The 26,964-nt window shown below is 63.4% G+C and carries 21 protein-coding genes, 1 tRNA gene and 2 pseudogenes; 17 read left to right on the forward strand and 7 right to left on the reverse strand.

Features of this window, described 5'->3' with window-relative positions:
- Window positions 1–7: 7 nt before the first annotated feature.
- The gene (locus J6524_RS02485; RefSeq protein WP_225668704.1) at window positions 8–1,534 is read left to right on the forward strand and encodes a tripartite tricarboxylate transporter permease; all 1,527 of its coding nucleotides are present in this window, start codon (window positions 8–10) and stop codon (window positions 1,532–1,534) included.
- Window positions 1,531–2,562 (forward strand): 4-hydroxythreonine-4-phosphate dehydrogenase PdxA, encoded by a 1,032-nt coding sequence (locus tag J6524_RS02490; protein WP_225668705.1) that lies wholly within the window; start codon window positions 1,531–1,533, stop codon window positions 2,560–2,562. Before J6524_RS02485 ends, J6524_RS02490 begins: the two co-directional genes overlap by 4 nt.
- A 3-nt stretch (window positions 2,563–2,565) precedes the next feature.
- On the opposite strand, the gene metC is transcribed toward J6524_RS02490, so the two are convergent.
- Complete coding sequence (metC, locus tag J6524_RS02495; RefSeq protein WP_225668706.1) at window positions 2,566–3,759, reverse strand: cystathionine beta-lyase; 1,194 nt, start codon at window positions 3,757–3,759, stop codon at window positions 2,566–2,568.
- Between the two features lie 338 nt (window positions 3,760–4,097).
- Between metC and J6524_RS02500 the strand changes: the two genes are divergently transcribed.
- Genes J6524_RS02500 through J6524_RS02515 form a run of 4 tightly spaced genes read left to right on the forward strand, consistent with a single transcriptional unit; the run spans window position 4,098 to window position 8,618 of the window.
- On the forward strand, window positions 4,098–5,114 hold the full coding sequence (locus tag J6524_RS02500) for an amino acid ABC transporter substrate-binding protein (protein WP_225668707.1): 1,017 nt from the start codon (window positions 4,098–4,100) through the stop codon (window positions 5,112–5,114).
- Window positions 5,115–5,138: 24 nt separating this feature from the next.
- Entirely contained in the window at window positions 5,139–6,344 is a 1,206-nt protein-coding gene (locus J6524_RS02505) for an amino acid ABC transporter permease (protein WP_225668708.1), read from the forward strand.
- Window positions 6,341–7,864: an amino acid ABC transporter permease gene (locus J6524_RS02510; RefSeq protein ID WP_225668710.1), complete on the forward strand. Its 1,524-nt coding sequence runs from the start codon at window positions 6,341–6,343 to the stop codon at window positions 7,862–7,864. Before J6524_RS02505 ends, J6524_RS02510 begins: the two co-directional genes overlap by 4 nt.
- Window positions 7,865–7,874: 10 nt before the next feature.
- Window positions 7,875–8,618, forward strand: coding sequence for an amino acid ABC transporter ATP-binding protein (locus J6524_RS02515; protein WP_225668711.1), 744 nt, complete (start codon window positions 7,875–7,877; stop codon window positions 8,616–8,618).
- Window positions 8,619–8,783: 165 nt separating this feature from the next.
- Here the strand turns inward: J6524_RS02515 and J6524_RS02520 are convergent, their stop codons facing one another.
- The 4 genes and pseudogenes from J6524_RS02520 to J6524_RS02535 form a co-directional block, all read right to left on the reverse strand.
- On the reverse strand, window positions 8,784–9,032 hold the full coding sequence (locus J6524_RS02520) for a DUF7660 family protein (RefSeq protein WP_225668713.1): 249 nt from the start codon (window positions 9,030–9,032) through the stop codon (window positions 8,784–8,786).
- Window positions 9,033–9,106: 74 nt separating this feature from the next.
- Window positions 9,107–10,147, reverse strand: a complete 1,041-nt coding sequence (locus tag J6524_RS02525; protein WP_225668715.1) for a cysteine synthase A — start codon at window positions 10,145–10,147, stop codon at window positions 9,107–9,109.
- 90 nt (window positions 10,148–10,237) lie between these two features.
- Window positions 10,238–11,467 (reverse strand): SAM-dependent methyltransferase, encoded by a 1,230-nt coding sequence (locus tag J6524_RS02530; RefSeq protein ID WP_225668716.1) that lies wholly within the window; start codon window positions 11,465–11,467, stop codon window positions 10,238–10,240.
- 144 nt (window positions 11,468–11,611) lie between these two features.
- Window positions 11,612–11,812, reverse strand: a pseudogene (locus J6524_RS02535) (NAD(P)-binding protein); the annotation flags it as partial.
- 464 nt (window positions 11,813–12,276) lie between these two features.
- Here J6524_RS02535 and J6524_RS02540 point away from each other — a divergent pair.
- The 9 genes from J6524_RS02540 to J6524_RS02580 all read left to right on the forward strand — a co-directional run bounded on the left by J6524_RS02540 (window position 12,277) and on the right by J6524_RS02580 (window position 24,081).
- Entirely contained in the window at window positions 12,277–13,695 is a 1,419-nt protein-coding gene (locus tag J6524_RS02540; RefSeq protein WP_225669308.1) for an efflux transporter outer membrane subunit, read from the forward strand.
- Window positions 13,685–15,106: an efflux RND transporter periplasmic adaptor subunit gene (locus J6524_RS02545; RefSeq protein ID WP_225668718.1), complete on the forward strand. Its 1,422-nt coding sequence runs from the start codon at window positions 13,685–13,687 to the stop codon at window positions 15,104–15,106. The genes J6524_RS02540 and J6524_RS02545 overlap by 11 nt, the downstream gene beginning before the upstream one ends.
- Before the next feature lie 42 nt (window positions 15,107–15,148).
- A complete protein-coding gene (locus J6524_RS02550; RefSeq protein WP_225668720.1) occupies window positions 15,149–18,298 on the forward strand; it encodes an efflux RND transporter permease subunit in 3,150 nt (1,049 codons plus the stop codon).
- Entirely contained in the window at window positions 18,299–21,400 is a 3,102-nt protein-coding gene (locus tag J6524_RS02555) for an efflux RND transporter permease subunit (protein ID WP_225668721.1), read from the forward strand.
- Between the two features lie 36 nt (window positions 21,401–21,436).
- Complete coding sequence (locus J6524_RS02560) at window positions 21,437–22,162, forward strand: tRNA-uridine aminocarboxypropyltransferase (RefSeq protein ID WP_225668722.1); 726 nt, start codon at window positions 21,437–21,439, stop codon at window positions 22,160–22,162.
- Window positions 22,163–22,368: 206 nt separating this feature from the next.
- Complete coding sequence (locus tag J6524_RS02565; RefSeq protein WP_225668723.1) at window positions 22,369–22,848, forward strand: hypothetical protein; 480 nt, start codon at window positions 22,369–22,371, stop codon at window positions 22,846–22,848.
- Between the two features lie 10 nt (window positions 22,849–22,858).
- The gene (locus J6524_RS02570) at window positions 22,859–23,152 is read left to right on the forward strand and encodes a hypothetical protein (protein WP_225668724.1); all 294 of its coding nucleotides are present in this window, start codon (window positions 22,859–22,861) and stop codon (window positions 23,150–23,152) included.
- A 68-nt stretch (window positions 23,153–23,220) separates the two neighbouring features.
- The gene (locus J6524_RS02575; RefSeq protein ID WP_225668725.1) at window positions 23,221–23,904 is read left to right on the forward strand and encodes a hypothetical protein; all 684 of its coding nucleotides are present in this window, start codon (window positions 23,221–23,223) and stop codon (window positions 23,902–23,904) included.
- 103 nt (window positions 23,905–24,007) lie between these two features.
- Window positions 24,008–24,081: transfer RNA gene (locus J6524_RS02580), tRNA-Cys, on the forward strand.
- A 58-nt stretch (window positions 24,082–24,139) separates the two neighbouring features.
- Here J6524_RS02580 and J6524_RS02585 read toward each other — a convergent pair.
- Window positions 24,140–24,319: a hypothetical protein gene (locus J6524_RS02585; protein WP_225669309.1), complete on the reverse strand. Its 180-nt coding sequence runs from the start codon at window positions 24,317–24,319 to the stop codon at window positions 24,140–24,142.
- Window positions 24,320–24,828: 509 nt separating this feature from the next.
- A complete protein-coding gene (locus J6524_RS02590; RefSeq protein ID WP_225668726.1) occupies window positions 24,829–25,482 on the reverse strand; it encodes a TetR/AcrR family transcriptional regulator in 654 nt (217 codons plus the stop codon).
- A 100-nt stretch (window positions 25,483–25,582) separates the two neighbouring features.
- Between J6524_RS02590 and J6524_RS02595 the strand changes: the two are divergent.
- Window positions 25,583–26,405 (forward strand): annotated as a pseudogene (locus J6524_RS02595) (NmrA family NAD(P)-binding protein).
- Between the two features lie 2 nt (window positions 26,406–26,407).
- Window positions 26,408–26,893 carry an anthrone oxygenase family protein gene (locus tag J6524_RS02600; protein ID WP_225668727.1) on the forward strand — a complete coding sequence of 162 codons (486 nt, stop codon included), beginning with the start codon at window positions 26,408–26,410 and terminating at the stop codon, window positions 26,891–26,893.
- Window positions 26,894–26,964: the final 71 nt, after the last annotated feature.

The raw sequence follows: 26,964 nt of genomic DNA on the forward strand, positions 1-26,964 counted from the left end.
CGGGGCGATGGAAAATCTTGAATCGCTGCTGCATGGCTTCACCATCGCGGTCACCGTTCCACATCTGACGCTGATGGTGGTCGGCGTCCTGCTCGGCATTCTTGTCGGGGTTCTGCCCGGCCTCGGCGCGCCAAACGGGGTGTCATTATTGCTGCCGCTGACTTTCGGCATGCAGCCGGTATCTGCGATCATCCTGCTGTCGAGCATGTATTGGGGCGCGTTGTTCGGCGGCTCGGTGACGTCGATCCTGTTCAACATCCCCGGCGAACCTTCCTCCGTCGCGACCACGCTCGACGGCTATCCGATGGCGCGCGACGGCAGGCCGACAACGGCTCTGGCCACCGCCTTCGGCTCGGCGGCGTTCGGCGCGCTGGTCGGCGTGATCCTGATTACGTTTCTAGCCTCCTGGGTGGCGCAGGTGGCGCTCGCCTTCGGGCCGCCCGAATACTTCGCGGTTTATTTCCTCGCCTTCGCCAGTTTTGTCGGCATGGGCGGGGCGGCGCCGATCAAGACGGTGGTGGCGCTCGGAATCGGTTTTGCCATCGCTGCAATCGGCATCGATACGGTGTCCGGCAGCGTGCGGCTTACCATGGGTATCGATGAGCTGGTGAAGGGCGTCAGCTTCGTCGTCGCTGTGATGGGGCTGTTCGGCATCGGCGAATTGCTGATCGCGGTCGAGGAGGAGTTTTCTGCCCGCGCGGTATCGTCGAGGGTGGATTGGAAGGAAGTCTTCCGCGCGCTCGGCCGTCTGCCGCAGCATGGCATTGCGCTATTGCGCAGCGCCGCCATCGGCTGCTGGATGGGCATTACGCCGGGTGGCCCGACCGCGGCTTCCTTCATGAGCTACGGCATCGCCAAGCGCTTTTCGCGGAGTGGCGCGCGTTTCGGCACCGGTGAGGCCGAGGGCATCGTCGCGCCTGAGACCGCCGACCATGCCGCCGGCACCAGCGCACTGCTACCGATGCTTTCGCTCGGCATTCCCGGCTCGGCCACGGCCGCCGTCATGATGGGCGGGCTGATGATCTGGGGATTGAACCCCGGACCGATGCTGTTCGTCGACCAGAAAGATTTCGTCTGGGGGCTGATCGCCTCGATGTATCTCGGCAACATCGTCGCGGTGGCGCTCGTGCTGCTCACCGTTCCCGTGTTCGCCGCGCTGATGCGCATCCCGTTCGCGGTCATCGCGCCCCTGATCGTCATCATCTGCGTCGTCGGCGCCTATTCGGTCTCGAACTCCTATCTCGACGTCGTCTTGATGCTCGGCTTCGGCCTTGTCGGTTATCTCTTCAAGAAGCTGCACTATCCATTGGCCCCGTTGGTGCTGGCGATCGTGATCGGCGACAAGGCCGAGGACGCGTTCCGGCAGGCCATGCTGATGTCCAAGGGATCGCTCGGGATATTCTTTGCGAACGGACTGGTCACGACGCTCGTTCTGGCCGGGATGGCGCTGCTACTGCTTCCGCTCGCCTTGCAGCTCCTGCATCTTTCGCGAAAGCCGGGCGAAGCCGCTCATGAAAGGGTGAGGATCATATGAACCTGCATAGCCCCGGCAAGCCGCTGATCGCGCTGGCGATGGGTGACCCCGCCGGCATCAGCCCGGAGCTGACCGCCAAGCTCGCCTGCCTCGATGAGATCCGCTCCCGCGCACGCCTGCTCGTGATCGGGGATCGCCGCGTTTTCGATGAAGGCGCGCGCATCGCCGGCGTTGCGAGCGACCTGCCAAATGTGCCGCCGTCGGCGGAGCCCAGAACAATCGCCGGTGACGCCGCCTTTATGGACCTCGGCCACCTCGATCCCGCGACCATCGAGCGTGGTGCTGCCAGCCAGGCCGGCGGCGCGTTCGCGCTGGAGAACTACCGTCGCGCGCTGACGCTGGCGCGTGACGGGCAGGCCGATGCGGTCTGCTTCACGCCGTTCAACAAGAAGGCGATGCGGCTCGCGCGCGCGGAGTATGATGACGAGATTGCGTTTTCCGCCGAGGTCGCCGGCCTAAAAACGCCGGCCAGCGAATTCAACGTGCTCGACAGGCTCTGGAATGCCCGCGTCACCTCGCACATCCCGCTCAAGGACGTGGCCTCGCGCCTCTCCGTCGAACGTATCTATCGCGCGCTGAAACTGACCGATGCCTGCATGCGACGGGCCGGTTTTGCCGAGCCGCGCATCGCGGTGGCTGGGCTCGACCCGCATGCCGGTGACGGCGGCAATTTCGGCCGTGAGGAGATCGATGTGATCGAGCCAGCTGTCAGGGCCGGCCGCGCCGAAGGGATAGCGGTGGAGGGGCCGTTTCCGGCCGACACGGTCTTCCTGCGCGCTAAGAACGGGGCCTTCGATGCGGTGCTGACGATGTACCACGACCAGGGCCAGATCGCGATGAAGCTGATGGGCTTCGATCGCGGAGTGACAATCCTGGGCGGCTTCCCGTTCCCGATCTGCACGCCGGCCCATGGCACGGCTTACGACATCGCAGGCCAGGGCGTTGCCTCGGTCGGCGCCAGCCGCGCGGCCTTGTTGCTGGCGGCCGACATGGCGGGCGCGGTCAGCCTGGGAAATCGGGCTGCGTGAGGGTTAGGCGACCGCCTTCAATGCCGCAAAGCCGCGCTCGAGGTCGGCCTTGAGATCCTCGACATTCTCCAGGCCGATGTGGAGCCGCAGTGCCGGTCCGCCCGGCGACCATTTGGTCGCGCTCCGATATTCGCTGCAATCGAAGGGAATGATCAGGCTCTCGAAGCCGCCCCACGAATAACCCATGCCGAACAGCTTGACCGCGTCGAGCAAGGCATCGACCGCCTTCTGGGGCACCGGCTTCAACACGATGCTGAACAGGCCGGAGGCGCCGGTGAAATCACGCTTCCAGATCGCGTGGCCCGGATGGCTCTCCAGCGCCGGATGCAGGACCGTCAGAACTTCCGGACGTTCGGCAAGCCAGCGCGCCATTTCGAGGCCGGAACGATAATGCTGCGCGAGCCGCACCGAAAGCGTGCGGGTGCCGCGCAGCGCCAGGAAGACGTCGTCCGGCCCGGCACAAACGCCGAGCAGGCGGATGCCCTCAGCGAGCAGCGGCCAGGCTTTCGCGTTCGCCGAAATCGTACCGAACATGATGTCGGAATGGCCGCCGATATATTTGGTGGCGGCCTGCATGCTGATGTCGACGCCCTGGTCGAGCGAACGGTGAAACAGCGGCGTGGCCCAGGTGTTGTCGTCGATGACGAGCGCGGCCTTCGCATGTGCAACTTCGGCGATGGCAGGGATGTCGGTCATTTCAAACGACTGCGAGCCCGGCGCCTCGACCAGCACGGCCCTGGTGTTGGGCTTGAACAGCTTTTCGATTCCGGCGCCGATCAACGGATCGAAATAGCTGACTTCGACGCCGTAGCGCGCCAGCATGCCGTTGCAGAAATTGCGCGAGGGCCGATAGACATTGTCGGTCACCAGTAGATGATCGCCGGCATTGAGTACCGAGAGCAGGGTGGTGGTGATCGCGGCGAGCCCGGATGGCGCAAGGCCGACGCCCGCGCATCGCGGGCCCTCCAGCGACATCAAGACGTCCTGCAGCGCCCGCGTAGTCGGGGTGCCGTGGCGCCCGTAGGAGAATTCGGCGCGGTGGGCGTGCAGGTCCTCGGCGCTCGGATAGAGCACGGTCGAGCCGCGGAAGACCGCGGGATTGACGAATCCTCTTTGTCCTTTGGTGTCACGGCCCGCGGTCACCAGTTTGGTTTCCGGCTTTTGTGGGTTGGACGGACCGTCGTTCGAAAAGCTCATGCGTTTGCATTATCCAAGACGTTATGCCGCAGTCACAACTTGATCGCGAAAACGCTGTCGGGCGGCGGGGCAAGATCGGGTAAGTTAATAAGAAGATGCAGAAGACGGCCGTCAACCCCTTGACCCGGCACGCCAGTCGTTCTGAGATGCGCGCCGACTAACAATCGCTGCAAGTTGAGGGGCCTGCCGCGATATCGGATCCACCGCCTGACCGCAATGGCACGCAAAATGCACGGTCAGGACGACGCTTTTCAGCGAGGGATCAGCGGGTTGGCCCAGCAACGTCAAGCGTTGCCTAAAAATCGATCTTCGGACGACCCCTTGAAAGGCCTTTACCCATGAAACGCGTATCTCTGGTTGTTACCCTTGCCGCTGCCGCCGCGCTCTCGGCCCAGGCCGCCTCGGCGCAAACCCTCAAGACGGTCAAGGACCGAGGCATGCTGTCCTGCGGAGTCAGCCAGGGTCTGCCGGGCTTCTCGTCGCCGGATGACAAGGGCAACTGGACCGGCCTCGACGTCGACATCTGCCGGGCGATCGCCGCCGCCATCTTCAACGACGCGAGCAAGATCAAGTTCGTGCCGCTGTCGGCCAAGGACCGGTTCACCGCGCTGCAGTCCGGCGAAATCGACGTGCTGTCCCGCAACACCACCTGGACGCTGTCGCGCGACACCTCGCTGGGCGCCAACTTCACCGGCGTCACCTATTATGACGGCCAGGGCTTCCTGGTGAAGAAGTCGCTGAAGGTGAATTCCGCACTGGAGCTGAACAGCGCCTCGGTCTGCGTGCAGACCGGCACCACGACCGAGCAGAACCTCGCCGACTACTTCAAGGGCAACAACATGAAGTACGAGGTGATCGCGTTCGCGACCGCCGACGAGACCGTCAAGGCCTATGAATCCGGCCGCTGCGACGTCTTCACCTCAGACGTCTCCCAGCTCTACGCCGAACGCCTGAAGGTCGCCAATCCCGCCGAGCACGTCGTGCTGCCCGAAGTGATTTCGAAAGAGCCGCTCGGACCGATGGTCCGCCATGGCGATGATCAGTGGTTCGACGTCGTGAAGTGGACGCTCTACGGGATGGTCGGCGCCGAAGAACTCGGCATGACCCAGAAGAACATCGATGAGATGGTCAAGTCCGACAAGCCCGAGGTTAAGCGTGCCGTGGGCACCGACGGCAATCTGGGCGAGCAGCTTGGCCTGACCAAGGACTGGTTGGTGCGGATCGTAAAGGCGGTCGGCAATTACGGCGAGTCCTTCGAGCGCAACGTCGGGTCCGGCTCCAAGCTCGGCATTGCCCGCGGCCTCAACAACTTGTGGAGCAAGGGCGGTATCCAGTACGCACCGCCGATCCGCTAAGCGGCAGCAGGAGGGGCTGCGGCGATGGCCATTGATCCCCGAAAACCACCATCGCAACTGCTGCCCAGGCTGCAGCGGGCGCTCGGTGGCCGGGCGGGCTGGAGCGGCTTTGTGCTCCAGCTGCTGTTCGTCGCCGCGCTCGCCTGGATCTCATACGAGATCGTCGCCAATGCCCGCGCCAACCTGCAGGCGCAGCGGATCACCGCGGGCTTCGGCTTCCTTGCCAACAATGCGGGCTTTGACGTCAGCCAGAGTCTCATCCCGTATTCGGGCTCCGATCCCTATACGCGTGTCTTTGTGGTCGGCCTGCTCAATACGCTGCTGGTCTCGGTCATCGGCATCTTCTTCGCTACCGTAATCGGATTCCTTGTTGCGCTCGGCCGGCTCTCGCCGAACTGGCTGCTGTCGCGGATCTCGGGCGGCTATGTCGAATTGATCCGCAACCTGCCGCTCTTGTTCCAGATCCTGTTCTGGTATCTCGCGGTGCTCGCCGCTTTGCCCAATCCGCGGCAGAGCGTTTCGATCTTCGACGCCATCTTTCTCAGTAATCGCGGCCTGGTCATTCCGAAGCCGATCGGTCAGGCTGGCTTCGAACCGTTCGTCGTCGCCCTGCTGGTGGCGATCGTCGCTTCGATCGTGTTGTGGCGCTATGCGCGCCGGCAGCTCTACCAAAGCGGCAGGCTGATCAAGGTGTGGCCCTATGCGCTCGGCATGATCATCGGCCTGCCACTGCTCAGCGTGCTGATTTTCGGCGCCCCCGTCACGTTTGAGGTGCCCGTGCTCCGGGGCTTCAACTTCGCCGGCGGCTCGCGCCTCATACCGGAATTCGTCGCGCTGACGCTGGCGTTATCGACCTACACGGCGGCCTTCATCGCCGAGATCGTACGCGCGGGCATTCTTTCCGTGCACAAGGGCCAGATGGAGGCCGGTTCCTCGCTCGGCCTGCAGCGCGGCTCGGTGTTGCGGCTGATCGTGATCCCGCAGGCGCTGCGCGTGATCCTGCCGCCGCTCACCAACCAATATCTCAACCTCACCAAGAACTCCTCGCTGGCGGTGGCGATCGGCTATCCCGATCTGGTCTCGGTGTTCGCTGGAACCACGCTGAGCCAGACCGGGCAGGCGATTGAAATCATCGGCATCACCATGGGCGTCTATCTCCTGATCTCGCTGGTGACCAGCGCGATCATGAGTTTCTATGGGTGGCGGATCAGCCGGAGCATGGGCGGATGAGCGACACGACCGCATCCAATTTCGTCCGCCAGGAGCTCGTGCCGGAGCGGCCGGCGCCGGTGAAGACCACCGGTTTCATCGGCTTCCTGCGTACCCGTCTGTTCAATTCCCCGACCAATATCCTGATCACCATCGTCAGCCTGCTGCTGCTGTGGGTGATCGTCGTTCCCTCCGTGAAATTCGCGTTTATCGACGCGGTCTGGGTCGGCAAGGACCGCACCGCGTGCCTGCCGAAAAATCCCGGCGACGTGGTCGGCGCCTGCTGGCCTTTCATTCAGGCCAAGTTCTCCCAGTTCATCTACGGCTTCTATCCCGAGCCGGAGCGCTGGCGGGTCAATCTTACCTTCATTCTTGCCGCGATCCTCTTGGTGCCGCTGCTGATTCCGCGGCTGCCGGCCAAGGGCCCGAACGCCATCCTGTTCTTCGTGGCTCTCCCTGTCGTCGCTTTCTTCCTGCTGCGCGGCGGCGGGCTCGGTGGCTTCGGGGTGAGCTGGACGGCTGGGCTTCTTGCGGGCTTCAACGACAGTATCGGCGACGGCGGCCGGAAGCTGGTGGCCTCCGGCGAGACAACCGTCATCATCGGGCCGCTGCTATGGGTCATCGGCAAGTTGATCGTGCTCTTGAGCGCGCTGGTTGGCTGGGTGCTGCTGCCGCTGACCTGGTTGCGTGACCAGATCCAGGCCACGGGCAGCCCGGTCTGGGCCGACCTCCTGGCAACGGCTGTGATCGTATCGGCGCTGCTGTTCTGGCTCGGTGGCGGGATGCGTGCCGGCTGGCGTCCGTTAGTCACAAATCTCGCGATCTTTGTCGGCATCGGCGTCGTGATCGCGGTGATGGGGCTCGACAACGGCGGCCTTCCGGAAGTCGATACGCGGCTGTGGGGTGGCCTGCTGGTGACGCTGGTAGTGTCCGTCACCGGCATCGTCGCCTCGATGCCCGTCGGCATCGCACTCGCTCTAGGGCGGCGTTCGACCATTCCGCTGATCCGGATTTTCTCAATCGCCTTCATCGAGTTCTGGCGCGGCGTTCCGCTGATCACCGTGCTGTTCTTTGCCACCTACATGCTGCCGCTGTTTGTGCCGACCGGCTTCACCATCGACGGGCTGGTCCGCGCCCTGATAGGCATTGCGCTGTTCGCGGGCGCCTATCAGGCTGAAGTGATCCGCGGCGGGCTCGCGGCAATCCCGCGCGGGCAGGGCGAGGCGGCGAGCGCGCTTGGCCTGTCCTGGAGCAAGACCATGGCGCTGATCGTGATGCCGCAGGCGCTGCGTCACGTCATTCCCGGTCTCGTCAACAGCTTCATCGCGCTCTTCAAAGATACCTCGCTGGTCTCGATCGTCGCTCTGTTCGATCTCTTGGGGCAGCTGCGCGCTTCCTTCAGCGACCCGGTCTGGTCGACGCCGACGACGCTGTTCACCGGCTTTGCTTTCACCGGGATCATCTATTTTGTCTTCTGCTTCGGGATGTCGCGTTACTCGCTGTTCGTCGAGAACCGGCTGAACGCCCATCGCCGCAACTGAGTATATGATCATGACCGCAAACCCGATCGTCGGCATCAACACACTCAACAAGTGGTTCGGTGACTTTCACGTGCTGCGCGACATCAACCTCGAGGTTGCCAAGGGCGAGCGCATCGTGATCTGCGGCCCCTCGGGCTCGGGCAAGTCGACACTGATCCGTTGCATCAACGCGCTGGAGGAATTTCAGGAGGGCACGATCGTCGTCGACGGCATTGAGCTCGGGCCGAACCTGAAGCGGATCGATGAGGTTCGCCGCGAGGTCGGCATGGTGTTCCAGAGCTTCAACCTGTTTCCGCATCTGACCGTGTTGGAAAACTGCACGCTGGCGCCGATCTGGGTGCGCAACATCCCGAAGAAGGACGCCGAGGCGGCCGCGATGAAGTTCCTGGAGCGGGTCAAGATCCCGCATCAGGCCAACAAATATCCCGGCCAGATGTCGGGCGGTCAGCAGCAGCGCGTCGCCATCGCCCGCGCACTGACGATGAATCCGAAGGTGATGCTGTTCGACGAGCCGACCTCGGCGCTCGACCCCGAAATGGTCAAGGAGGTGCTCGACACCATGGTCGATCTAGCCAAGGAAGGCATGACCATGCTGGTCGTCACCCACGAAATGGGATTTGCCCGCGAGGTTGCCAACCGCGTCGTGTTCATGGATGCCGGCCAGGTGATCGAATCGAACACGCCGGTGGAGTTCTTCTCCAACCCGCAGCACGCGCGGACCAAGCTGTTCCTAAGCCAGATTTTGCGGCATTGATCGGTTGCGTAGGGTGGGCAAAGCGCAGCGTGCCCACCAAAAGCGTCGCTGTTGAGAGAGATGGTGGGCACGGCGCAAGAGCGCCTTTGTCCACGCTACGAAGCCCCTCAGGGATGAGGTCAGTGGGGCGTGGAGCGATCTAGCCTCATGGTGGCAAACTTGAGATCACTCGTAACGTGTCGCGGCCAAAAGGATGTGAGCGAATAAGCTCCAAGTTGGCGAAGATGGCACTTGCCTGCCGCTATTAGCGAAAAAGCCATCCATGTCCTCAGTCCACGCCGCTACGGCTTCAAGATAATCCGGCGTAGCCGGATTATCGATCTCTGAAGTTGCACAAAATTTGGAGAGAGCTTGAACAAAAAGGATCAAGTCGGCCCGGCTTTGCACCGCATCTGGATTCAAAGTCGTGATCATGACTGTCCTCGGATGCGAATGGATGTACCGCCGTTCGTTGTTGTAACTTCCAAGCCTCGGCAGCGGCGTGGCCGCTAAACCTTCTCAAACGGCACGTCGATCTTGGTGCGCTTCTCCAGCCATGCCGGCACCGGCAGGTTCTTCGAGCGCATGAATTCCGGATTGAACAGTTTTGACTGATAGCGGTTGCCGGAGTCCGCGAGGATGGTGACGATGGTCTTGCCGGGCCCGAGCTGTTTCGCGAGCCGGATCGCGCCGGCGACATTGATGCCGGTGGAACCGCCGAGGCACAGGCCCTCGTGTTCGAGCAGTTCGTAGATCACCGTTACGGCTTCCTCGTCCGAAATTAGGAAAGCGTCGTCGACAACAGCTGTCTCGACGATCGGCGTAACGCGGCCGAGCCCGATGCCTTCGGTGATCGAGTCACCTGGCGTCGACTTGGCGGTACCATTCTTGAACAATTCGTACATCGCGAAGCCATGCGGATCGGCGCAGGCCGTCGTGATGTCCTTGTTCTTCTCTTTCAAGAATCGACTGACGCCGGCGAGGGTGCCGCCGGTGCCGACCGAGCAGATAAAGCCGTCGACCTTGCCACCCGTTTGCTCCCAGATCTCCGGTCCCGTGGATTCGTAGTGCGCTTTGGCGTTGTCGAGATTGTTCCACTGGTCGGCGAACAGCACGCCGTTGGGCTCAGTCTTGCGCAGCTGATCGGCCAGCCGCCGGCCGACATGCTGGTAGTTGTTGGGATTGGCGTAGGGCAGCTGCGGCACCTCGACGAGCTCGGCGCCACACAGCCGCAGCATATCCTTTTTTTCGCGGCTCTGTGTTTCCGGGATCAGGATCAGCGTGCGGTAACCGCGCGCGGCTGCGACCACCGCCAAGCCGATGCCGGTATTGCCGGCGGTCGATTCCACCACGAGCCCGCCCGGCTTGAGATCGCCGCGCTTCTCGGCTTCCAGGATCATCCATTTGCCCGCGCGGTCCTTCACCGATTGACCCGGGTTCATGAACTCGGCCTTGCCGAGAATGGTGCAGCCCGTCATCTCCGATGCCTGCTTCAGCTTGATGAGGGGCGTGTTGCCGATCGCTTCGATGACGTCTTTGTTGAAGGCCATGTTTTTCAAATTGCCGGTTTGTATGCCTAATCCTTAGGCGACCCTAAAGGACCGAAGCTAGCCGCACAAGCCAGCGCTGGGGCAGGGCAGTTAACCCGCTTTCGCAAACACCACCTGACGCACATCGATATTTCCCGAGAGGAATCCGGCCTCGCAATAGGCGAGGTAATATTCCCACGTTCGGCGGAAGCGATCGTCGAAGCCTGACGGCATCAGGTTTGGCCAGGCTGCCCGAAAATTGCTTCGCCATATCGCAAGCGTCTTGGCATAATCTTGCCCGAAAATACGCTCGCGGATGACGGGAACCCCAAAGCGCTCTCCGAGCGTCTTGAGGATTTGCGGCGACGGCAGCATGCCGCCCGGAAACACGTAGCGCTGGATGAAATCGACCTCGCGGCGGTAGGTCTGGAACAAGCTGTCCTGGATGGTGATGGCCTGGATGCCGGCGAGCCCGCCGGGCAGCAGCCGGTCGCGCAACTGTGAAAAGTATTTCGGCCAGAACTGCTCGCCGACCGCTTCGATCATCTCGATCGATGCGATCCGGTCGTAGCGGTCGCGCTCGTCGCGATAATCCCTGAGCTTGATCTCGACCTTGTCGCTGAGACCGGCCTTGAAAATGCGCGCCTGCGCGAAATCGCGCTGCTCCTTGCTGATCGTGAGCCCGACGACCTTGGCGCCGAAGGTCTTGGCGGCGTATTCGGCAAAGCCGCCCCATCCGCACCCAATCTCAAGAAGCTTCTGGCCCGGCCGCAGGTCGATGGCCTCGGCGAGCCGGCGATATTTGTTGTGCTGGGCTGCGGTCAGATCCGCCGTGTCGTCCTCGAACAGGGCCGACGAATAGGTCATGCTCGGATCGAGCCATGCCGAATAGAAGGCGTTGCCGATGTCGTAATGCGCATAGATGTTGCGGCGCGCTTGCCGCTTGGTGTTGCGATTGAGCCAGTGCCTGACGATCTGAAACGTGCGCGTCAGCGGGTTGCCGATCAGCATCGTCTGCATCCAGTCCTGATTGACACAGAACAGATAAAGGAATTGCGTCAGATCAGGCGTGTCCCATTCGCCGCGCAGATAGGCTTCCGCGATGCCGATGTCGCCGCCGCGCAGAAGCCGCGAGGCAAATCCGTAGTCGTAGATTGTCATGGCGGCGGCGGGGCCAGGGGCGTTGCCGCCGAGCCGGATAATGCGGCCGTCGGCCAGGCTCACGTCGAGCGTACCGCGCTTGAGTTTAGAGCCGAAGCCCAGCGCCAGCCGAACCAGGCGGGGTAATTCCGGAAACGTGGCGTGCACAGTTTCCGATGTGACCGTGATCAACTCGGGCATGGGCGATCCATCGAGTAGCGGTTTTACCCGGGCTTCGCATGGCCGATCGACCCTGCTTCAATCCTTGGCACGGGTGGACAACACCGGCGAAGTATAATCGTTGGTTTTCCCGCTCGCCAAGACAGTATCGAAGGCGGAGATGGCGGCGAACAGCGCAGTGAGGGCGGGATAGCTCAGCTCGTTGTAGACAATGAAGCCGCTAACGCCGTCAGAGTCGATGCTGACGGTATGGCTGTGACCGCCGGGCCTGAGCTCGCGGTCGTAGACGGTGATCGGATATTGTTTCGACAAGGTCCAGGCCGCGGCGTTGCCGCTGATTCCCGTCCCGACCACCGCGACCCGCATCTTTGGCTCTCCATTGCACGTCGCCAGATGGGGAGGGCTGTTCCCGGAGTTTCAAATCGGCCACAGGCAAGGCTTCGGCTCCGCGCGTAAGACGGATTCAGGACGTCAGAACAGGGGAAAAACCCCATGAAATCTTCGTAAGATTTCGGTCGCCTTGCGGCATCCGGACATCGCGCGAAACCCTATAAAATAAGGGGAAGCGCGCACTTTGCCGCCTGTTTTGCGCATCCGGACAGGTCGTCGGCGAAGGGCTGCGCGGGGCTGTCCGCGCCCGAGCCGCAAGGCTAGTATCCGGTTCGGTTTCAACGGAAGCATCACCCCGTGATCGTATTGCAGGCCAACAGGAGAAGCGCTCGTTATGCGCCGGGCCGGGAGTTGCCCGGTGGAGAACGGGTGTGACCCAAGGAATTGCAACTGCTGCGATCGAAGGTTGGCTGGCTCTTATTCCGGGCGGCAAGCGGGTCATGCGCTTGCTTGCGGCGTTTGGCATTGTCGCAAGCTCCGCCGGCTGCATCCTGACCAAGGACCTTCCCGATCCCGCGCTCGATATCCCCGAAGGCTACAAGGCGGCGAGGCTTTCAAAGGCCTCGGACGCAACGCCAACGCTCGACTGGTGGCGCGGCTTCCGCTCGAGGGAGCTGACGTCCCTGATGGAGGAGGCGCAGACCGTTAACCTCGACATCGCGGCTGCCACCGCACGCTTCAAGCAGGCGGATGCGCAGGCGCGAATCGCGGGCGCGGCACTGTTGCCGACGCTCAGCGGCACCGGCTCGGAGAGCTATTCCCGCACCTCCGGCTCCAGCGCCAGCGGCCTCAGTATTGGCGGCCGTGAGGTCGTCAACTATTCGGCCTCGCTGAGCGCGAGCTACGAGTTGGACTTCTGGGGCAAGAACCGCGACGCAGCGCAAGCCGCCGAAGAGATCGCGGTCGCCAACCGCTTCGACCGCGACGTCGTCGCGCTGACCACCCTGACGACCGTTGCCAACGCCTACTTCCAGGTCTTGGCGGCGCAGGACCGCATTCGCGTCGCGCAGCGCAACATCGCCAGCGCCGAGCGGATCCTGGGCGCCATCAAGGAGCGCTTCAGGGCGGGCACCGGCACCGACCTCGACGTCGCGCAACAGGAGAGCGTCCTCGCCAACCAGCGCGCGCTGGTGCCCCCACTGCGGCAGACGCTCGACCAGAACATCAACGCGCTGGCAACGCTGGTGTCGCGGCCGCCGGAATCGGTGCGCGTCAAGGGCGGCTCGCTCAACCAGATCGCCGCGCCGCGCGTCACGCCCGGCCTGCCGTCGGAGTTGTTGACGCAGCGCCCCGACATCCGCCGCCAGGAAGCCCAGCTCGCGTCCGCGACCGCCAATGTCGGCAACGCGCGCGCGCAGTTCTTTCCGAGCATTCAACTGACCGGGCAGGGCGGCTATCAGAGCTCGGCGCTATCATCGCTGTTTCAGCCGCACGCCGCCTTCTTCAGCATGGTCGGCAGCTTGACCCAGCCGATCTTCGACGGCGGGAGGATTCTCGGCAATTTCGAGTTCACCAAGGCCCGGCAGGATGAATTGCTGCAGACCTACCGCAAGACGGTGGTGCAGGCCTTTGCCGATGTCGATAACGCCCTGACTTCGATCCGCCAGACCACGGAGAGGCTGCGGCTGCAGCGCGAAGTGGTGGCGGCGTCGCGGCGGGCGTTTGAATTATCCGAGCAGCAGTTGCAGGCCGGAACCGCTGATATCGTAACTGTGCTAAATACGCAGCTAACGTTGTTCCAAGCTGAGGATGCGCTGGCGCAGGCCCAACTGGCCCGGCTGCTGGCGATCGTCAGTCTCTATCAGGCGCTGGGGGGCGGCTGGGAGCCCAGGATGGAAAGGCCCTTCAATGCTCTTTAAGCCGGAGGTAAAGGAGGACGCGAAGACGACGCGCAGGCGTGTCGCGCGCGGCATTGGCCGGCGAATGGTGTCGCTCACGATCACGCTGTTGATCCTCGGCGGGCTCGGCTATCTCGGCTGGAACGCATATCAGCAGAAGCCGACCGGCCGCGGTGGCCCGGGCGCGCGCCCCGATCTGCCGGTGCCGGTGCTGGCGGCGATGCCGCGCATCCAGGATGTCCCGGTCTATCTCGACGCAGTCGGCTCGGTCCGTGCGCTCAACACGGTGACCGTGCGCTCCCAGGTCGATGGCAAGCTGATCAAGGTGAATTTCGTCGAGGGCCAGGACGTCAAGCAAGGCGACGTGCTGGCCGAGATCGATCCTGTGATCTACCAGGCGCAGTACGATCAGGCGGTGGCGAAGAAGGCGCAGGATGAAGCGCTGCTCGCCAACCAGAAGCTCGATCTGGCGCGCTACCAGCAGCTTGCCGCGTCGAATGCCGGTTCCAAGCAGCAGGCCGATACGCAGCGTGCGATGGTCGCCCAGCAGGAAGCGCTGGTGCAGGCCGACCAGGCCGCGATCGACAACGCGAAGGCGATGCTTGGCTACACCAAGATCATCGCGCCGCTAACGGGGCGCGCCGGCCTGCGCCAGGTCGATCAGGGCAACATCATCCGCTCGACCGATGCGACCGGTCTCGTCATCCTGACGCAATTGCAGCCGATTGCGGTGCAGTTCAGTCTGCCGCAACAGCAGATCGTCCGGGTCAACGCCGCGGCGGCCAAGGGCCCGCTTTCGGTTGATGTGTTCGGCAACGACGGCGTGACCGTGATCGACACCGGCACGCTCAAGGGCATCGACAACCAGGTCGATCCGACCACCGGCACGCTGAAGCTGAAAGCCGAATTTCCGAATGCAAAATTCCAGCTCTGGCCGGGACAGTTCGTCAATGTGCGGCTCAAGGTCGAAACGCTGGAGAAGGCCATCGTGGTGCCGACATCCGCCGTGCAACGCGGTCCTATAGGCACGTTCAGCTACGTGATCGGCCCTGACAATGTCGCGACCGCAAAACCCGTTGTGGTGACGCAGCAGAACGAGAACGACGCGGTGATCGCAAGCGGGCTTTCGACCTCCGACCGTGTCGTGACAACAGGCTTTGCCAATCTTTCCGACGGCGCCAAGGTCCTGATCGGCACCGACGATCGTGCGCCGACCGCCGACCTTGCGCCGCGCAAGCGCAGCCGCAGCCCCGATGCCAAAGCTGGTCAAGCCAAGGACGGCCAGGCCCAACAAGGCAAGGACGGTCAGGTCAGAGACGGACAGGGCGGCGAGCACCGCAGCCGGCGCGAGCGCGGCGAGGGCGATCAGAAAGGACAGACCGGTCCGGCACCGGCCGAGCCGGCGGGTGGCGCTGCGAAGTCGCAGCCGTGACCGACGCACGCCTGACATGAATCTACAACTGAGGACGCAACCATGAGCGTCTCCGAACCGTTCATCCGCCGGCCGATCGCGACCTCGCTGCTCGGGATCGCGCTAATGATCGGCGGCGCGCTCGGCTATTGGGCGCTGCCGGTTTCGGCGCTGCCGCAGGTCGATTTCCCGACCGTGCAGGTGACGACGCAACTGCCCGGCGCCAGCCCCGATGTGGTGGCGTCCCTGATCACGGCGCCGCTGGAGCGCCAGCTCGGGCAGATTCCCTCGCTGTCGTCGATGCAGTCGACCTCCTCGTTCGGCGTCAGCCAGATCTCGCTGCAGTTCGAACTCAACCGCGATATCGACGGCGCCACCCAGGACGTACAGGCTGCGATCAACGCGGCCGCCGGCGTCCTGCCGAAAAACCTGCCGTACCCGCCGACCTACGCCAAGGTCAATCCGGCGGACGCGCCGGTCATGACGCTGGCGCTGACATCGGAGACGATTTCGCTGCGCGCGATGAGCGACATCGCCGACACGATCCTGGGGCAGCGGCTCAGCCAGATTTCCGGCGTCGGGCGCGTTGCGGTGCTGGGTGGCTTGAAGCCGGCGGTGCGGGTGCAGGCCGATCTCGCCCGGCTCGCGGCTTACGGCATCTCGATGGAGGATTTGCGCAACGCGATCGCGGGCGCCAACGTATCCGGGCCGAAGGGCTCGCTCGACGGCGCCCAGCAGGCCTACACCATCGCCGCCAATGACCAGATCGCGGCGGCGGAGGCCTACAAGCCGATCATCATCGCCTACCGCAACGGCTCGCCGGTGACCATCGGCGATGTTGCTACTATCGTCGACGGGCTGGAGAACGACCGGACCGGCGGCTGGTATCAGGGCACGCCGGCTGTGATCATCGACATCCAGCGGCAACCCGGCGCCAACGTCATCGAAGTTGTCCGGCAGATCCGTGAGGAAATCCCGAAAATACAGCGCACGATCCCGGCCGGCGTCAACCTGACCGTGGTCTCGGACCGCACCGTGACCATCCGCGCCTCGGTGCGCGACGTGCAGTTCACGCTGGTCCTTGCCGTGGTGCTGGTGACGTTGGTGGTGCTGTTGTTCCTGCGGTCGCTGCGCGCGACCCTGATCGCGGGGGTGGCGCTGCCGCTGTCGCTGATCACAAGCTTCGGCATCATGTATTTCTGCGGCTTCAGCCTCGACAATCTGTCGCTGATGGCGCTGACGATCGGCACCGGCTTCGTGGTCGACGACGCCATTGTGATGATCGAGAACATCGTCCGCCACATGGAAAACGGCGAGTCCGTGATGGAGGCCTCGCTGAAGGGCGCCAGCGAAATCGGCTTCACCGTGATCTCGCTGACGGTGTCGCTGATCGCGGTCTTCATCCCGCTGCTGTTCATGTCGGGCCTCGTTGGACGCATGTTCCGCGAATTCGCGCTGACGCTGACGATCGCAGTCGTGACCTCGGCGATCGTGTCGCTGACGCTGACGCCGATGATGTGCTCGCGGCTCTTGAAGCATGTCGGCAAGGAGATGACGGTCCCCGGGCTTGCCGCCGTCAGTCGCTTCATCGACCGCACGGTCGACTTCTACCACCGCACGCTGCTGTGGGTGTTACAGCGCCAGCGCGCGACACTTGCGGTGACGTTCGCCACCATCGCCGCGACGCTCTTGATGTATGTAATCGCGCCGAAGGGCTTCTTACCGCTGCAGGACACCGCCTCGATCACGGCGGTGACCGAGGCCGGTCCCGATGTCTCCTTTGCCGAGATGCAAAGCCGGCAGGCCGCTGCGGCGGCCGCGATCCAGGCCGATCCTGACGTGGTCGGCGTGGTCTCCGTGATCGGCGCCGGATCGGTCAATCCGACCACGAATGTCGGGCGCCTCGTGATGACGCTGCGGCCGCGCGGCGAGCGGGCAGATGATATCTCCGTCGTGATCGACCGGCTGAAACAGCGCACCGCAAAGATCCCCGGCATGACCATCTATTTCCAGCCGGTGCAGGACGTGCAGATCTCGACACAGTCGAGCCGCTCGCAATACCAGTATACGCTGACCGGCACCGATGCGGCGCAGGTCTCGCTGTGGGCGCACAAGCTGGTCGCGGAAATGCGTCGCGATCCTCTGTTCCGCGACGTCTCGTCGGAAGCGCAGGAAGGCGGCTTGCGCGCCGCACTCAACATCGATCGCCAGCGCGCCGGCCAGCTCGGCGTCAGCCTCCAGGCGGTCAACGACACCCTCAACGACGCCTTCGCGCAGCGGCAGATTTCGACCATCTACGGCCAGGCCAACCAGTATCGCGTGGTGCTGGAGGCCATGCCGATGTACCAGCGCGATCCGTCGATCCTCTCAAAGCTGTATCTGCCGGGGGCCGCAAGCGCCACCGTCGGCGCGCCGAACGCGCAGGTGCCGCTGTCGGCTGTGGCGACGCTGACCCGTACCACGGCGCCGCTGGCGATTTCGCATCTGGCGCAGTTCCCGGCCGTTTCGCTCAGCTTCAACCTCGCGCCCGGTGAGGCGCTGGGCGATGCGGTTGAAGCGGTCAAGAAGATCGAAACGCGGATAGGGATGCCCGGCAGTATCATCGGTGTCTATTCGGGCGATGCCGCCGAGTTCGCGAAATCGCTGGCCGGCCAGCCCTGGCTCATTCTGGCAGCGATCGTCACGATCTATATCGTGCTGGGCGTGCTCTACGAGAGCTACATCCATCCGATCACCATCCTTTCGACGCTGCCGTCCGCCGGCGTCGGCGCCATTCTCGCACTGATGCTGTTCGGGCAGGACCTTTCGGTCATCGGCCTGATCGGCATCATTCTCTTGATGGGCATCGTCAAGAAGAACGCGATCATGATGATCGACTTCGCGCTGGATGCAGAGCGCCATCAAGGCATGTCGCCCTATGATGCGATCGTGCAGGCCTGTCTGTTGCGCTTCCGCCCCATCATGATGACGACGCTGGCCGCGCTGTTCGGCGCGCTGCCGCTGGCGATCGAGAGCGGCACCGGCGCCGAACTGCGTTTCCCGCTCGGCATCTCGATCATCGGCGGCTTGCTGCTCAGCCAATTGCTGACGCTCTACACCACGCCGGTCATTTATCTGGCGCTCGACCGCATCAATCGCAGAATCGAGAAGGCTGTGCCGGACCCAGGGCCGCCCGGACCAACGGTCGCCGGCGCCACCGAGGGGATGCAATAAATGGCATCGATCTCGGAGCCCTTCATCCGCCGGCCGGTTGGCACGACACTGCTGGCGATCGGGCTCTTCCTGGTCGGCATTGTTGCCTACGTCTTCCTGCCGGTCTCGTCCGTGCCCAATGTCGATTTCCCCATGATCCGGGTATCTGCGACCCGGCCGGGCGCGGATCCTTCCGTGATGGCGTCGACGGTCGCCGCGCCTCTGGAACGCCGCCTCGGCCAGATCGCGGGCCTCGACCAGATCACCTCGACGAGTTCGCTCGGCTCCACCAGCATCCAATTACAGTTCTCGATCGGTCGCGACATCGACCGCGCGGCGCGCGACGTGCAGGCCGCGATCAATGCGTCGCTTGCCGATCTGCCGAGCGACCTGCCGTCGCTGCCGCGCTTCCGAAAAGCCAATCCGGCGGCCGCGCCGGTGTTCGTGCTGGCGTTGACATCGAAGACGCTGACGACGAGCGCGATGTACGACATCGCCGATACCGTGATCGCGCAGCGCATCTCGCAGGTGCCTGGCGTCGGCGAGGTCACCGTCTCCGGCGCCGACCAGCCGGCGGTGCGGATCGCGCTCAATCCGGTGGCGCTGTCCAATGCGGGCATCGCAACCGACGACGTGCGGCTCGCCATCATCAACGCCAATCCGCTCGGGCCGGTCGGCATCTTCAACGGCGGCCGGCAGAGCGAGACGATCTCGACCAACAAGCAGATGCGCACCGCGGCGGAGTTCCGCGACATCATCATCAAGAGCTCGGCCGGCAATTTCGTTCGCCTTGCCGACGTCGCAGATGTCGAGGATTCCGTTCGCAACAGCCGCTCGATTGCCTGGTTCAACAAGCAGCCGGCTGTGCTGATCCAGATCACCAAGCAGGGCGACGCCAATGTGATCGACACCGTCGACCGGGTGAGGGCGCTCATTCCGGAGCTGAAGCAGTGGCTGCCCGGCGGGGTGGAAATTTCGACGCTGATTGATCGCACCGGCACCATCCGCGCCAGCGTGCTCGACATGCAGTTCACCCTATTGGCGACTGCCTTCCTGGTGATGGTGGTGGTGTTTGCATTCCTGCGCCGGCTGACGCCGACCATTGCGGCCGGCGTCTCTGTGCCGCTGGCGCTGGCCGGCACCTGCGCCGGCATGTGGCTTGCCGGCTTCTCGATCGACAATCTGTCGCTGATGGCGCTGGCGATCTCGGTCGGCTTCGTCGTCGACGACGCCATCGTCATGATCGAGAACATGTACCGCAACCTCGAACATGGCATGGCGCCATATCCGGCGGCACTGGAGGGCGCCAAGCAGATCGGCTTCACCGTGCTCTCGATCAGCCTGTCCTTGATCGCGGCCTTCACGCCGCTGATCTTCATGGAGGGCGTCGTCGGAAGGTTGCTGCGCGAGTTCTCGCTGACCTTGACCTTCGCCATTGTGGTGTCGACCGTGGTCTCGCTCACGATCACGCCAATGATCTGCGCGCATTATATCAAGGAAGCGACCTCGGACCGTGCGACCTGGTTCGACCGATTGGTCGAGGGCTCGCTGTCGCGCATCGTGGCTTTTTATGCCTGGACGCTGCGCGCGGTGCTGGGCTTTCCGTTCCTGACCCTGATCGTGTTCTTTGCCACTATCGCGCTCACGGTCGTGCTCTACATCAAGACGCCGAAGGGCTACTTCCCGACCGACGACAGCGGGTTCGTGATCGGCTCGACGCGCGCCTCGGCCGACACATCCTTCCAGGCGATGCTGGGGTTGCAGCAGCAACTGGCCGATATCGTGATGGCTGACCCCGCGGTCGCCGGCGTCGGCTCCTCCCTCGGCGGCACCGGCCCGGGCGGCGGCGGTTCCAATCGCGGCACCATGTTCATCAGCCTGAAGCCGCCGGAGGAGCGGGGAGGCCTGACGACCGCGCAGGTAATCGATCGCCTGCGGCGCAATCTCTACCGCGTGGCCGGCATCCGCCTGTTCATGTTCGCGGCGCAGGACATCCGCACCGGCGGCCGGCAGAGCGACTCCGATTATCAATACACGCTGTCCAGCGCCAATCTCGATCTGCTGCAGAAATGGGCGCCGCTGGTCGCCAAGCGCATGGAGACGGTGGAGGGGATCACCGACGTCTCGAGCGACCGCGATCCCGGTGGGCTGCAATTATCGCTGGTAATCGACCGCAAGACCGCGTCGAGTCTCGGCGTGCGCGTCCAGGATATCGACAACGCCCTCAACAACGCGTTCGCGCAGCGGCAGATATCGATCATCTATACCCAACGCAACCAGTACATGATCGTGCTGGAGATCGATCCGAAGTTCCAGAGTGACCCCTCCAACCTCGAGCGCATCTTCGTGGCCGGCGCCAACGACACCCAGGTGCCGTTATCGGCCGTTGTGCGCTACAAACGCGACCTGTCGCCGCTCGCGGTTTATCATTCGCAATCGTTCCCATCGACGACGATCTCGTTCAATCTTCTGCCCGACGTGCCGCTGGAGGTCGCGACCTCGAACATCCAGCGCGCGGTCGAGGAACTGCATATGCCGGAGGGCATCCGCGGCAGCTTTGACGGCAATGCCGGCGATTTCAACAAAACCACCGGGCGGCAGCCGCTGCTGATCCTCGGCGCGCTGGTTGCGATGTATATCGTGCTCGGCGTGCTCTATGAGAGCCTCGCCCATCCCATCACGATCATCTCGACCTTGCCATCGGCTGGGCTCGGTGCGCTATTGGCGCTGCAGGTGACGAATACGCCGCTGACAGTGATCGCCTTTGTCGGCATCATTCTTTTGATTGGCATCGTCAAGAAGAACGGCATCATGATGGTCGATTTCGCGCTCGACGCCGAGCGCAACCGCAGCCTGTCGTCGGCGGACGCGATCTTCGAGGCTTGCCGCGCCCGCTTCCGCCCGATCCTGATGACGACGATGGCCGCGCTGTTTGCCGGCATTCCGCTGGTGATCGCCACCGGCCCCGGCACAGAGCTGCGCCGGCCGCTCGGCATCACCATCATCGGCGGCCTGTTCGTCTCGCAAATTTTGACGCTATACACGACACCGGTCATTTATCTTCTGATTGACCGGCTGCGGCAGCGATCCCGGCCGGCCGCGGTCGCGGCGCCCGCCGAATAGTTGAACTTGCCGCCCCGGAAAGCGTATAGCGGGCGGATGTCGGAAGCATCCAATCCCCGGATCGACGAGGAGCCCGTTGCGGAGTGTCCGCACTGCGGCAAGCCGCTGCCGCTCTGCATCTGCGACAGCATCAGGCCGATCGAAAGCAGGATATCGCTGCTGATCCTGCAGCACCCGCAGGAGCAGGACCGGGCGCTCGGCACTGCGCGGCTGACGGCGATGCATTTCAAGGATGCGGTCGTGAAGATCGGATTGTCCTGGCCGAGCCTCTCGAAGGCGCTCGGGCGAAAAGTCGACGATCCCTCACGCTGGGCGGTGCTCTATCTAGGTTCCGCCAAGGTGAGCGATCTCGATACTGATGCCGAGATCGTCGCGATCGACCGCAAGGGCGAAATCGAGCCGCACCAGCGCGCCATCCTTGAGGACATCGAGGGCGTCGTGCTGCTCGACGGCAGCTGGAGCCAGGCCAGGGCATTGTGGTGGCGCAATCCGTGGATGCTGAAGTGCCAACGCGTGATCCTGGGCCCGAAACGCCCTTCGCGCTACGGCCAGTTGCGCCGCGAGCCGCGCCGCGATGGCCTCTCCACCATCGAGGCCGCCGGACTGCTGCTGGCCGGGCTGGAGCGGCGCCCCGAAATCGCAGCGACGCTCAACGCCAGCTTTGAACGCATGCTGGCGCGCTTTCGACAAGTGCAGGCGGAGATGCCGGCGCTCGCGCCGAAGCCGAAGAAGCGGGATTGGCGGCGGCGCAAGCGCGGCTAACTTGGGTTTTCAAACAAAGGCTGTGTTGATGGGCATTCTGCTATCTGGAATTGCGCGCCGTCGCATCGTTATACGTCACTACTAAAACACCAACGCACCGGTTCCAATGTCCGAAGCCGGGCATAACGCGCTGTGGACAATGATGACATCCCCCTTGACGGTCGATAAGTTCGTTAATCTTCGCGTAACCATTTGGAGCAAAGTCGATGAGTTTAAGTGCAGAAATTCTCACCCAGTCTCCATTGCTTGATGCTGACGGTATCGAAGGGGAAATCGGCAACCTCATCTACAACGCCCGGCGAGGATCCAACAGCCAGCCATCTCACAGCGATGATCGGCTGCCGTTGGCAGAAAGCCCGATGCCCGACTACGTCGAGCACAAGGAAGGCGTCAATCAGGTCGGCAAACTCTCCGCCGAAGCCGTGGTCCGCGAATACGACGCGGCGGTCAAAGAAATTGAAGCGCTCGGTGCCGAATTGGCCGACGCCGCCAAGAAGTGCGAGGCGATGGTTGCCGGCGTTCACGCCATGGTGAGCGAGATCAAGGAACTGGCGGCAAACTATCGCGAGGAAGGCAAGCGCTACTTCCTGCAGATCGAGGATTGCTCGCTGATGACATCCGAGGTTCGCACCGTCTGCGAGACCCTCAAAAAGAAAATTGCCGCAGGCAATAGTCTCACCGCCTGATGTTCCGGCTATGGCCGGTGCTGCTGATGGCCGCGCCGTTCATCATCGCGGCCATCAGCTGGATATTATGATGGCGCCGGCCATCTCTTGGGCGGAGCAGGATTCATGTTTGGCGGTCTGCTCGCTTTATCTAATGCGCCGGTCGCGGCAGCTGGTCCGGCTGCTCGAACACCCCTTCGCCAAGGGACACGGCTCCGTCGATGACGTCAGCTTCTTTCTGCTTGAGGAACTGGAGGAGCAGTTGCGGCGCTCGCTCTATCCCGCCGTCGCGCGGCCGCGGTTTCAGGCAGCCGGGCGGGGCTGAGCGGGCACGTTGCTCCGTTCCATCCGTCGCACTATGACTGGCGCGTCGGATACGAGCGGAGCAACGTGATGAGATTTGTTGCGCAGTTGCGCCTGTCGAAGCAGGCCTGGATCGATCTCGCTTTCTTCGGCGGCGTTCCGGTCGTGCTCGCGATGCTTTCGGCCGTTCTCGGACCCTATGCGGCAATTATGGGCGGCATCGGTGCGGTCACCTATGTGCTCTCGCTCGCCCTCGTGCCGTGGTGGCTGACCGGTCTCGCCACGTATTTGGTGAGCGCTATAGCCGGGCGAAAACTACCGCTTTGGCTGATCGCGGCCATCGGCGTCGTCGCCGCGGGCCCTTTCGTGTCGTTGTACGTCTACCTGGTGAACTGGATTGCCGGAGACATCTGGCCCGCCCTGAAGACGTTCCTGCCGGCGACGTTTAGCACGGGACATCTCAAGTCCGCCGTCGTGTCCGAGGGGCGGGCGATCGTTCTCTGGATCGCCTTCGTCATCATTTTCCGGGAGACGCTGGGTTGGGCGAGATTTGCGCCGCAAGTCAAGGACACGGGCTGCGAAGGGGAGCGCTTCCAGCTCAGCGGCGCTGAATGGACCGCCGAGGATGATGCGCTGTTACGTGTGCTGATCGGCAGCGGCAAGCCGCCAAGGGCTATCGCGCTTGAAATGAAGCGCACGGTCGGCGGCATCCGCGCCAGGACAGCCAAGCTGGGTCTTCGGAACAATCGGATCGGCGACAGGCCCGGCGGTTGAGGTCCATCATTCGAGCCGTGTCGGTTTGCTAACCAGTCCGCCACGGGATTTGCGCTGCTTGGTTGCCTATCCGGGGCAGGGCGTATATGAGTGCGCCCCGTGGGGCCACGTGGCGGAGTGGTTACGCAACGGTCTGCAAAACCGTGTACACCAGTTCAATTCTGGTCGTGGCCTCCATCCATATGATCAATGACTTAGACCGACTATGTGAGGGGCCGTGGCAAGGCAGCCGCGGTCAGCAGGCGGCGTACCAGCCCTCGGGGAACGGAACCAGCGGCCAAGCGGCTCCATTGTCATTGGCGGCGCGCGGCAACGGGTAAGAACGCTGGGTCTGGACCACCAAATCTTCCTCCGGTGCCGGCGCAACAGCCGTCTGAACGGCTTCCAGCAGCAAATCGTATTCAACTTCGCTCATCGCGCTCTCCGGGGTTCCAGAGGCGATGATCTCAAATGGATTTTGTTTCCAGATTGAGCGGATCGCTCGAATTTTAATCGATTCGGCGCCGCGGCAAATCTGGTTACTAAAGTGTTGAAGTTCCCGCGCCGACACTAGTCCCGCATCGGCGGGACGTCGTGTGGGAAAAATCACGTTCTACAAAATTTGGTTCGCGTATCCGGCTGGATAACACCCCCGCTCGCCAAGCGGGGACAATCTTCGGAGGCGCGGCCATGAAGGCGAGGTTTGCGCGAAGTGCGGCTGTTTTCTATCGCTCCCGCCGGGCTTCGACGCTCGGTTTTCTGCTCACGCTGATGGCAAGCGCATCAGCGCACGCCAGCAAGGCACCCCCGAACAGCGCCATGCACGCCCGATATCTATCGGCTTTGCGCCGGCGAGATCCCGAACGTTCGCGCAATCACCGCATGCCTGCGCCGGCAGAAGGCCTGAGCTCGGCTTGTGCCGCCGTGTTCGAGCGGTAAGCACGCTCACATCTCCAGCGTTGCCAGATTCTTCGGCAGCATCCGCTTGAACAGGCCGAGGATGCGCGCGGCTTCCTTCGCATCCTGCGTGATGGCGTGGCGCACGGTGGCGGCTATCAGCGTCATGATCAGTTGGGAAAACGAGGCGAGGGCGGCAGCGGGCGCATCGGGCGCGATCCGCCGTAACACCTCGCGTAACAGGCCAGCGAGATAGGCACCGTCCTCCTCGTCGAGTTTCTGCAACGCGCGGTCAGCCTGTGTCGCCTGCCAGATGTCGCGCATGACAGGCACATCCATGAACATTTGATAGTAGCTGTCGGTGATGCGGCATAGCGCCGGATGCAGATCGCGGGCCGTCTTGACCAGCGCGAGGTCGCGCCGGACGCAATCACGGCCGATCGCGTTGTAGCGTTCCGCCAGCGTGCCGATGATCGCGGTTTTATCTGGGAAATATTGATAGAGCGAGCCGAAGGGCACGCCGCTGCGCTCGACGACGTCGCTCATGCGGAAGGCCTCGCTGCCTTTCTCGGCCATCAGCTCTGCCGCGCATGCCAGAATCTTCTCGAACCGCTCGCGGCTGCGCTGCTGGGTCGGGACCAGCCGCGCCAACGCAGGCGCGGCCGCTTCGGCGATCTTCGGTCCGGCTTTTCCCTTGGCCATGGCTCCTCACACAAATGCGATTTGACGACAACAATACGAGAGTTTATCGGGTTTCGCAAATACGAGATATTCTCGTATTGTAACCGAGAGGAATTTCCCCATGGCAGAACTCCCGATCCTGATCATTGGCGGCGCGGGCAAGACCGGTGCGCGCGTCAATGCGCTGCTGGAGGCGCGCGGCATCCCGACGCGACCGGTATCGCGCACCACGCCCATTCCATTCGACTGGACCTGGCCTGAGACCTGGCCGGCGGCGCTTGCCGGCGTCTCGGCGGCCTATGTCACCTATCAGCCGGATCTTGCGGTTGAAGGTGCTGCGCGGGGCGATTGCCGAGGTGGCCCGGCTGGCGCGCGAGAACGGGCTAAAGCACCTCGTGCTGTTGTCGGGCCGCGGCGAGCCGCGGGCGCAACAGGCGGAGGCCGCGCTGCAGCAGTCCGGCGTTCCCTGGACCGTCGTGCGCGCCAGCTGGTTCAACCAGAATTTCTCCGAAGGCCATCTGCTCGACGGCGTGCTGGCCGGCGAAATTGCGCTGCCCGCCGGCGACGTGCCTGAACCGTTCATCGACGCCGACGACATCGCAGAGGTCGTGGTCGCGGCGTTGACGGACCGGCGTCACCTCGGCAAGCTCTATGAAGTGACAGGCCCGCGCGCGCTGACGTTTGCGCAGGCTGCCTCCGAGATCGCCGCCGCTGCGGGGCGGCCGATTCAATATCGGCAGGTCACGCCGGAGGAGTTTGCCGCCGGCCTGCGGCCGCATCTACCAGCCGACATCATCGCACTCATGCTGGAGCTGTTCACGGTCGTGCTCGACGGACGCAATTCTGCTGTGGCGCATGGCGTCGAAGCGGCGCTCGGCCGTCCGGCGCGGGACTTCTCCGACTACGCCCGCCGGACCGCCGCGACCGGTGTCTGGAGGCGATGACCATGCTGCAGATGTTTATCACGGGGCTGTTGTGGTTTTCCGCGATCGGCTGCGGGCTGCTCGCCGGCCTCTACTTCGCGTTTTCGACCTTCGTCATGACGGCGCTTGGCCGCATCGGGCAGGCGGCTGGCATCGCCGCGATGAACGCGATCAACGTCGCGATCGTGCAGTCGCTGTTCTTGCCGATCTTTCTGGGAACGACGGTGACGAGCGCAGCGCTCGCGATAACCGCGCTGTTTCGCTTGGGCGAGCCCGGCGCAATCGCGATGCTGGCCGGCGGCGTGCTCTATGTGCTTGGCATGTTCGTCGTCACGATGATTTTCAACGTGCCACTGAACAACGCGCTTGCTGCGGCCGATCCCGCCAGTCAGGAGACTGCATCGCTATGGGCGCGCTATCTGACAAACTGGACATTGTGGAATCACGTGCGGACGGTCGCGTCCACGGCAGCCTGCGCGCTGTTCATCGCCGCGATCGCCGCGCGGTAAGCGTGCGCGCTGCCGACAAAAGCGCCATCCGATTTGGGCAGCTTGCGAGGCTGCTGCGAGATCAGGCAGCC

It is taken from the genome of Bradyrhizobium hereditatis (assembly GCF_020329435.1).
In the GTDB taxonomy this organism is placed as follows: Bacteria; Pseudomonadota; Alphaproteobacteria; order Rhizobiales; family Xanthobacteraceae; genus Bradyrhizobium; species Bradyrhizobium hereditatis.

Excerpts from the sequence above, each read along its gene's own strand:
- J6524_RS02485 (WP_225668704.1), top strand. The coding sequence starts at position 8 with ATGGAAAATCTTGAATCGCTGCTGCATGGCTTCACCATCGCGGTCACC.
- J6524_RS02490 (WP_225668705.1), top strand. The coding sequence starts at position 1,531 with ATGAACCTGCATAGCCCCGGCAAGCCGCTGATCGCGCTGGCGATGGGT.
- metC (WP_225668706.1), bottom strand. The coding sequence starts at position 3,759 with ATGAGCTTTTCGAACGACGGTCCGTCCAACCCACAAAAGCCGGAAACC.
- J6524_RS02500 (WP_225668707.1), top strand. The coding sequence starts at position 4,098 with ATGAAACGCGTATCTCTGGTTGTTACCCTTGCCGCTGCCGCCGCGCTC.
- J6524_RS02505 (WP_225668708.1), top strand. The coding sequence starts at position 5,139 with ATGGCCATTGATCCCCGAAAACCACCATCGCAACTGCTGCCCAGGCTG.
- J6524_RS02510 (WP_225668710.1), top strand. The coding sequence starts at position 6,341 with ATGAGCGACACGACCGCATCCAATTTCGTCCGCCAGGAGCTCGTGCCG.
- J6524_RS02515 (WP_225668711.1), top strand. The coding sequence starts at position 7,875 with ATGACCGCAAACCCGATCGTCGGCATCAACACACTCAACAAGTGGTTC.
- J6524_RS02520 (WP_225668713.1), bottom strand. The coding sequence starts at position 9,032 with ATGATCACGACTTTGAATCCAGATGCGGTGCAAAGCCGGGCCGACTTG.
- J6524_RS02525 (WP_225668715.1), bottom strand. The coding sequence starts at position 10,147 with ATGGCCTTCAACAAAGACGTCATCGAAGCGATCGGCAACACGCCCCTC.
- J6524_RS02530 (WP_225668716.1), bottom strand. The coding sequence starts at position 11,467 with ATGCCCGAGTTGATCACGGTCACATCGGAAACTGTGCACGCCACGTTT.
- J6524_RS02540 (WP_225669308.1), top strand. The coding sequence starts at position 12,277 with ATGCGCTTGCTTGCGGCGTTTGGCATTGTCGCAAGCTCCGCCGGCTGC.
- J6524_RS02545 (WP_225668718.1), top strand. The coding sequence starts at position 13,685 with ATGCTCTTTAAGCCGGAGGTAAAGGAGGACGCGAAGACGACGCGCAGG.
- J6524_RS02550 (WP_225668720.1), top strand. The coding sequence starts at position 15,149 with ATGAGCGTCTCCGAACCGTTCATCCGCCGGCCGATCGCGACCTCGCTG.
- J6524_RS02555 (WP_225668721.1), top strand. The coding sequence starts at position 18,299 with ATGGCATCGATCTCGGAGCCCTTCATCCGCCGGCCGGTTGGCACGACA.
- J6524_RS02560 (WP_225668722.1), top strand. The coding sequence starts at position 21,437 with ATGTCGGAAGCATCCAATCCCCGGATCGACGAGGAGCCCGTTGCGGAG.
- J6524_RS02565 (WP_225668723.1), top strand. The coding sequence starts at position 22,369 with ATGAGTTTAAGTGCAGAAATTCTCACCCAGTCTCCATTGCTTGATGCT.
- J6524_RS02570 (WP_225668724.1), top strand. The coding sequence starts at position 22,859 with ATGGCCGGTGCTGCTGATGGCCGCGCCGTTCATCATCGCGGCCATCAG.
- J6524_RS02575 (WP_225668725.1), top strand. The coding sequence starts at position 23,221 with ATGAGATTTGTTGCGCAGTTGCGCCTGTCGAAGCAGGCCTGGATCGAT.
- J6524_RS02585 (WP_225669309.1), bottom strand. The coding sequence starts at position 24,319 with ATGAGCGAAGTTGAATACGATTTGCTGCTGGAAGCCGTTCAGACGGCT.
- J6524_RS02590 (WP_225668726.1), bottom strand. The coding sequence starts at position 25,482 with ATGGCCAAGGGAAAAGCCGGACCGAAGATCGCCGAAGCGGCCGCGCCT.
- J6524_RS02600 (WP_225668727.1), top strand. The coding sequence starts at position 26,408 with ATGCTGCAGATGTTTATCACGGGGCTGTTGTGGTTTTCCGCGATCGGC.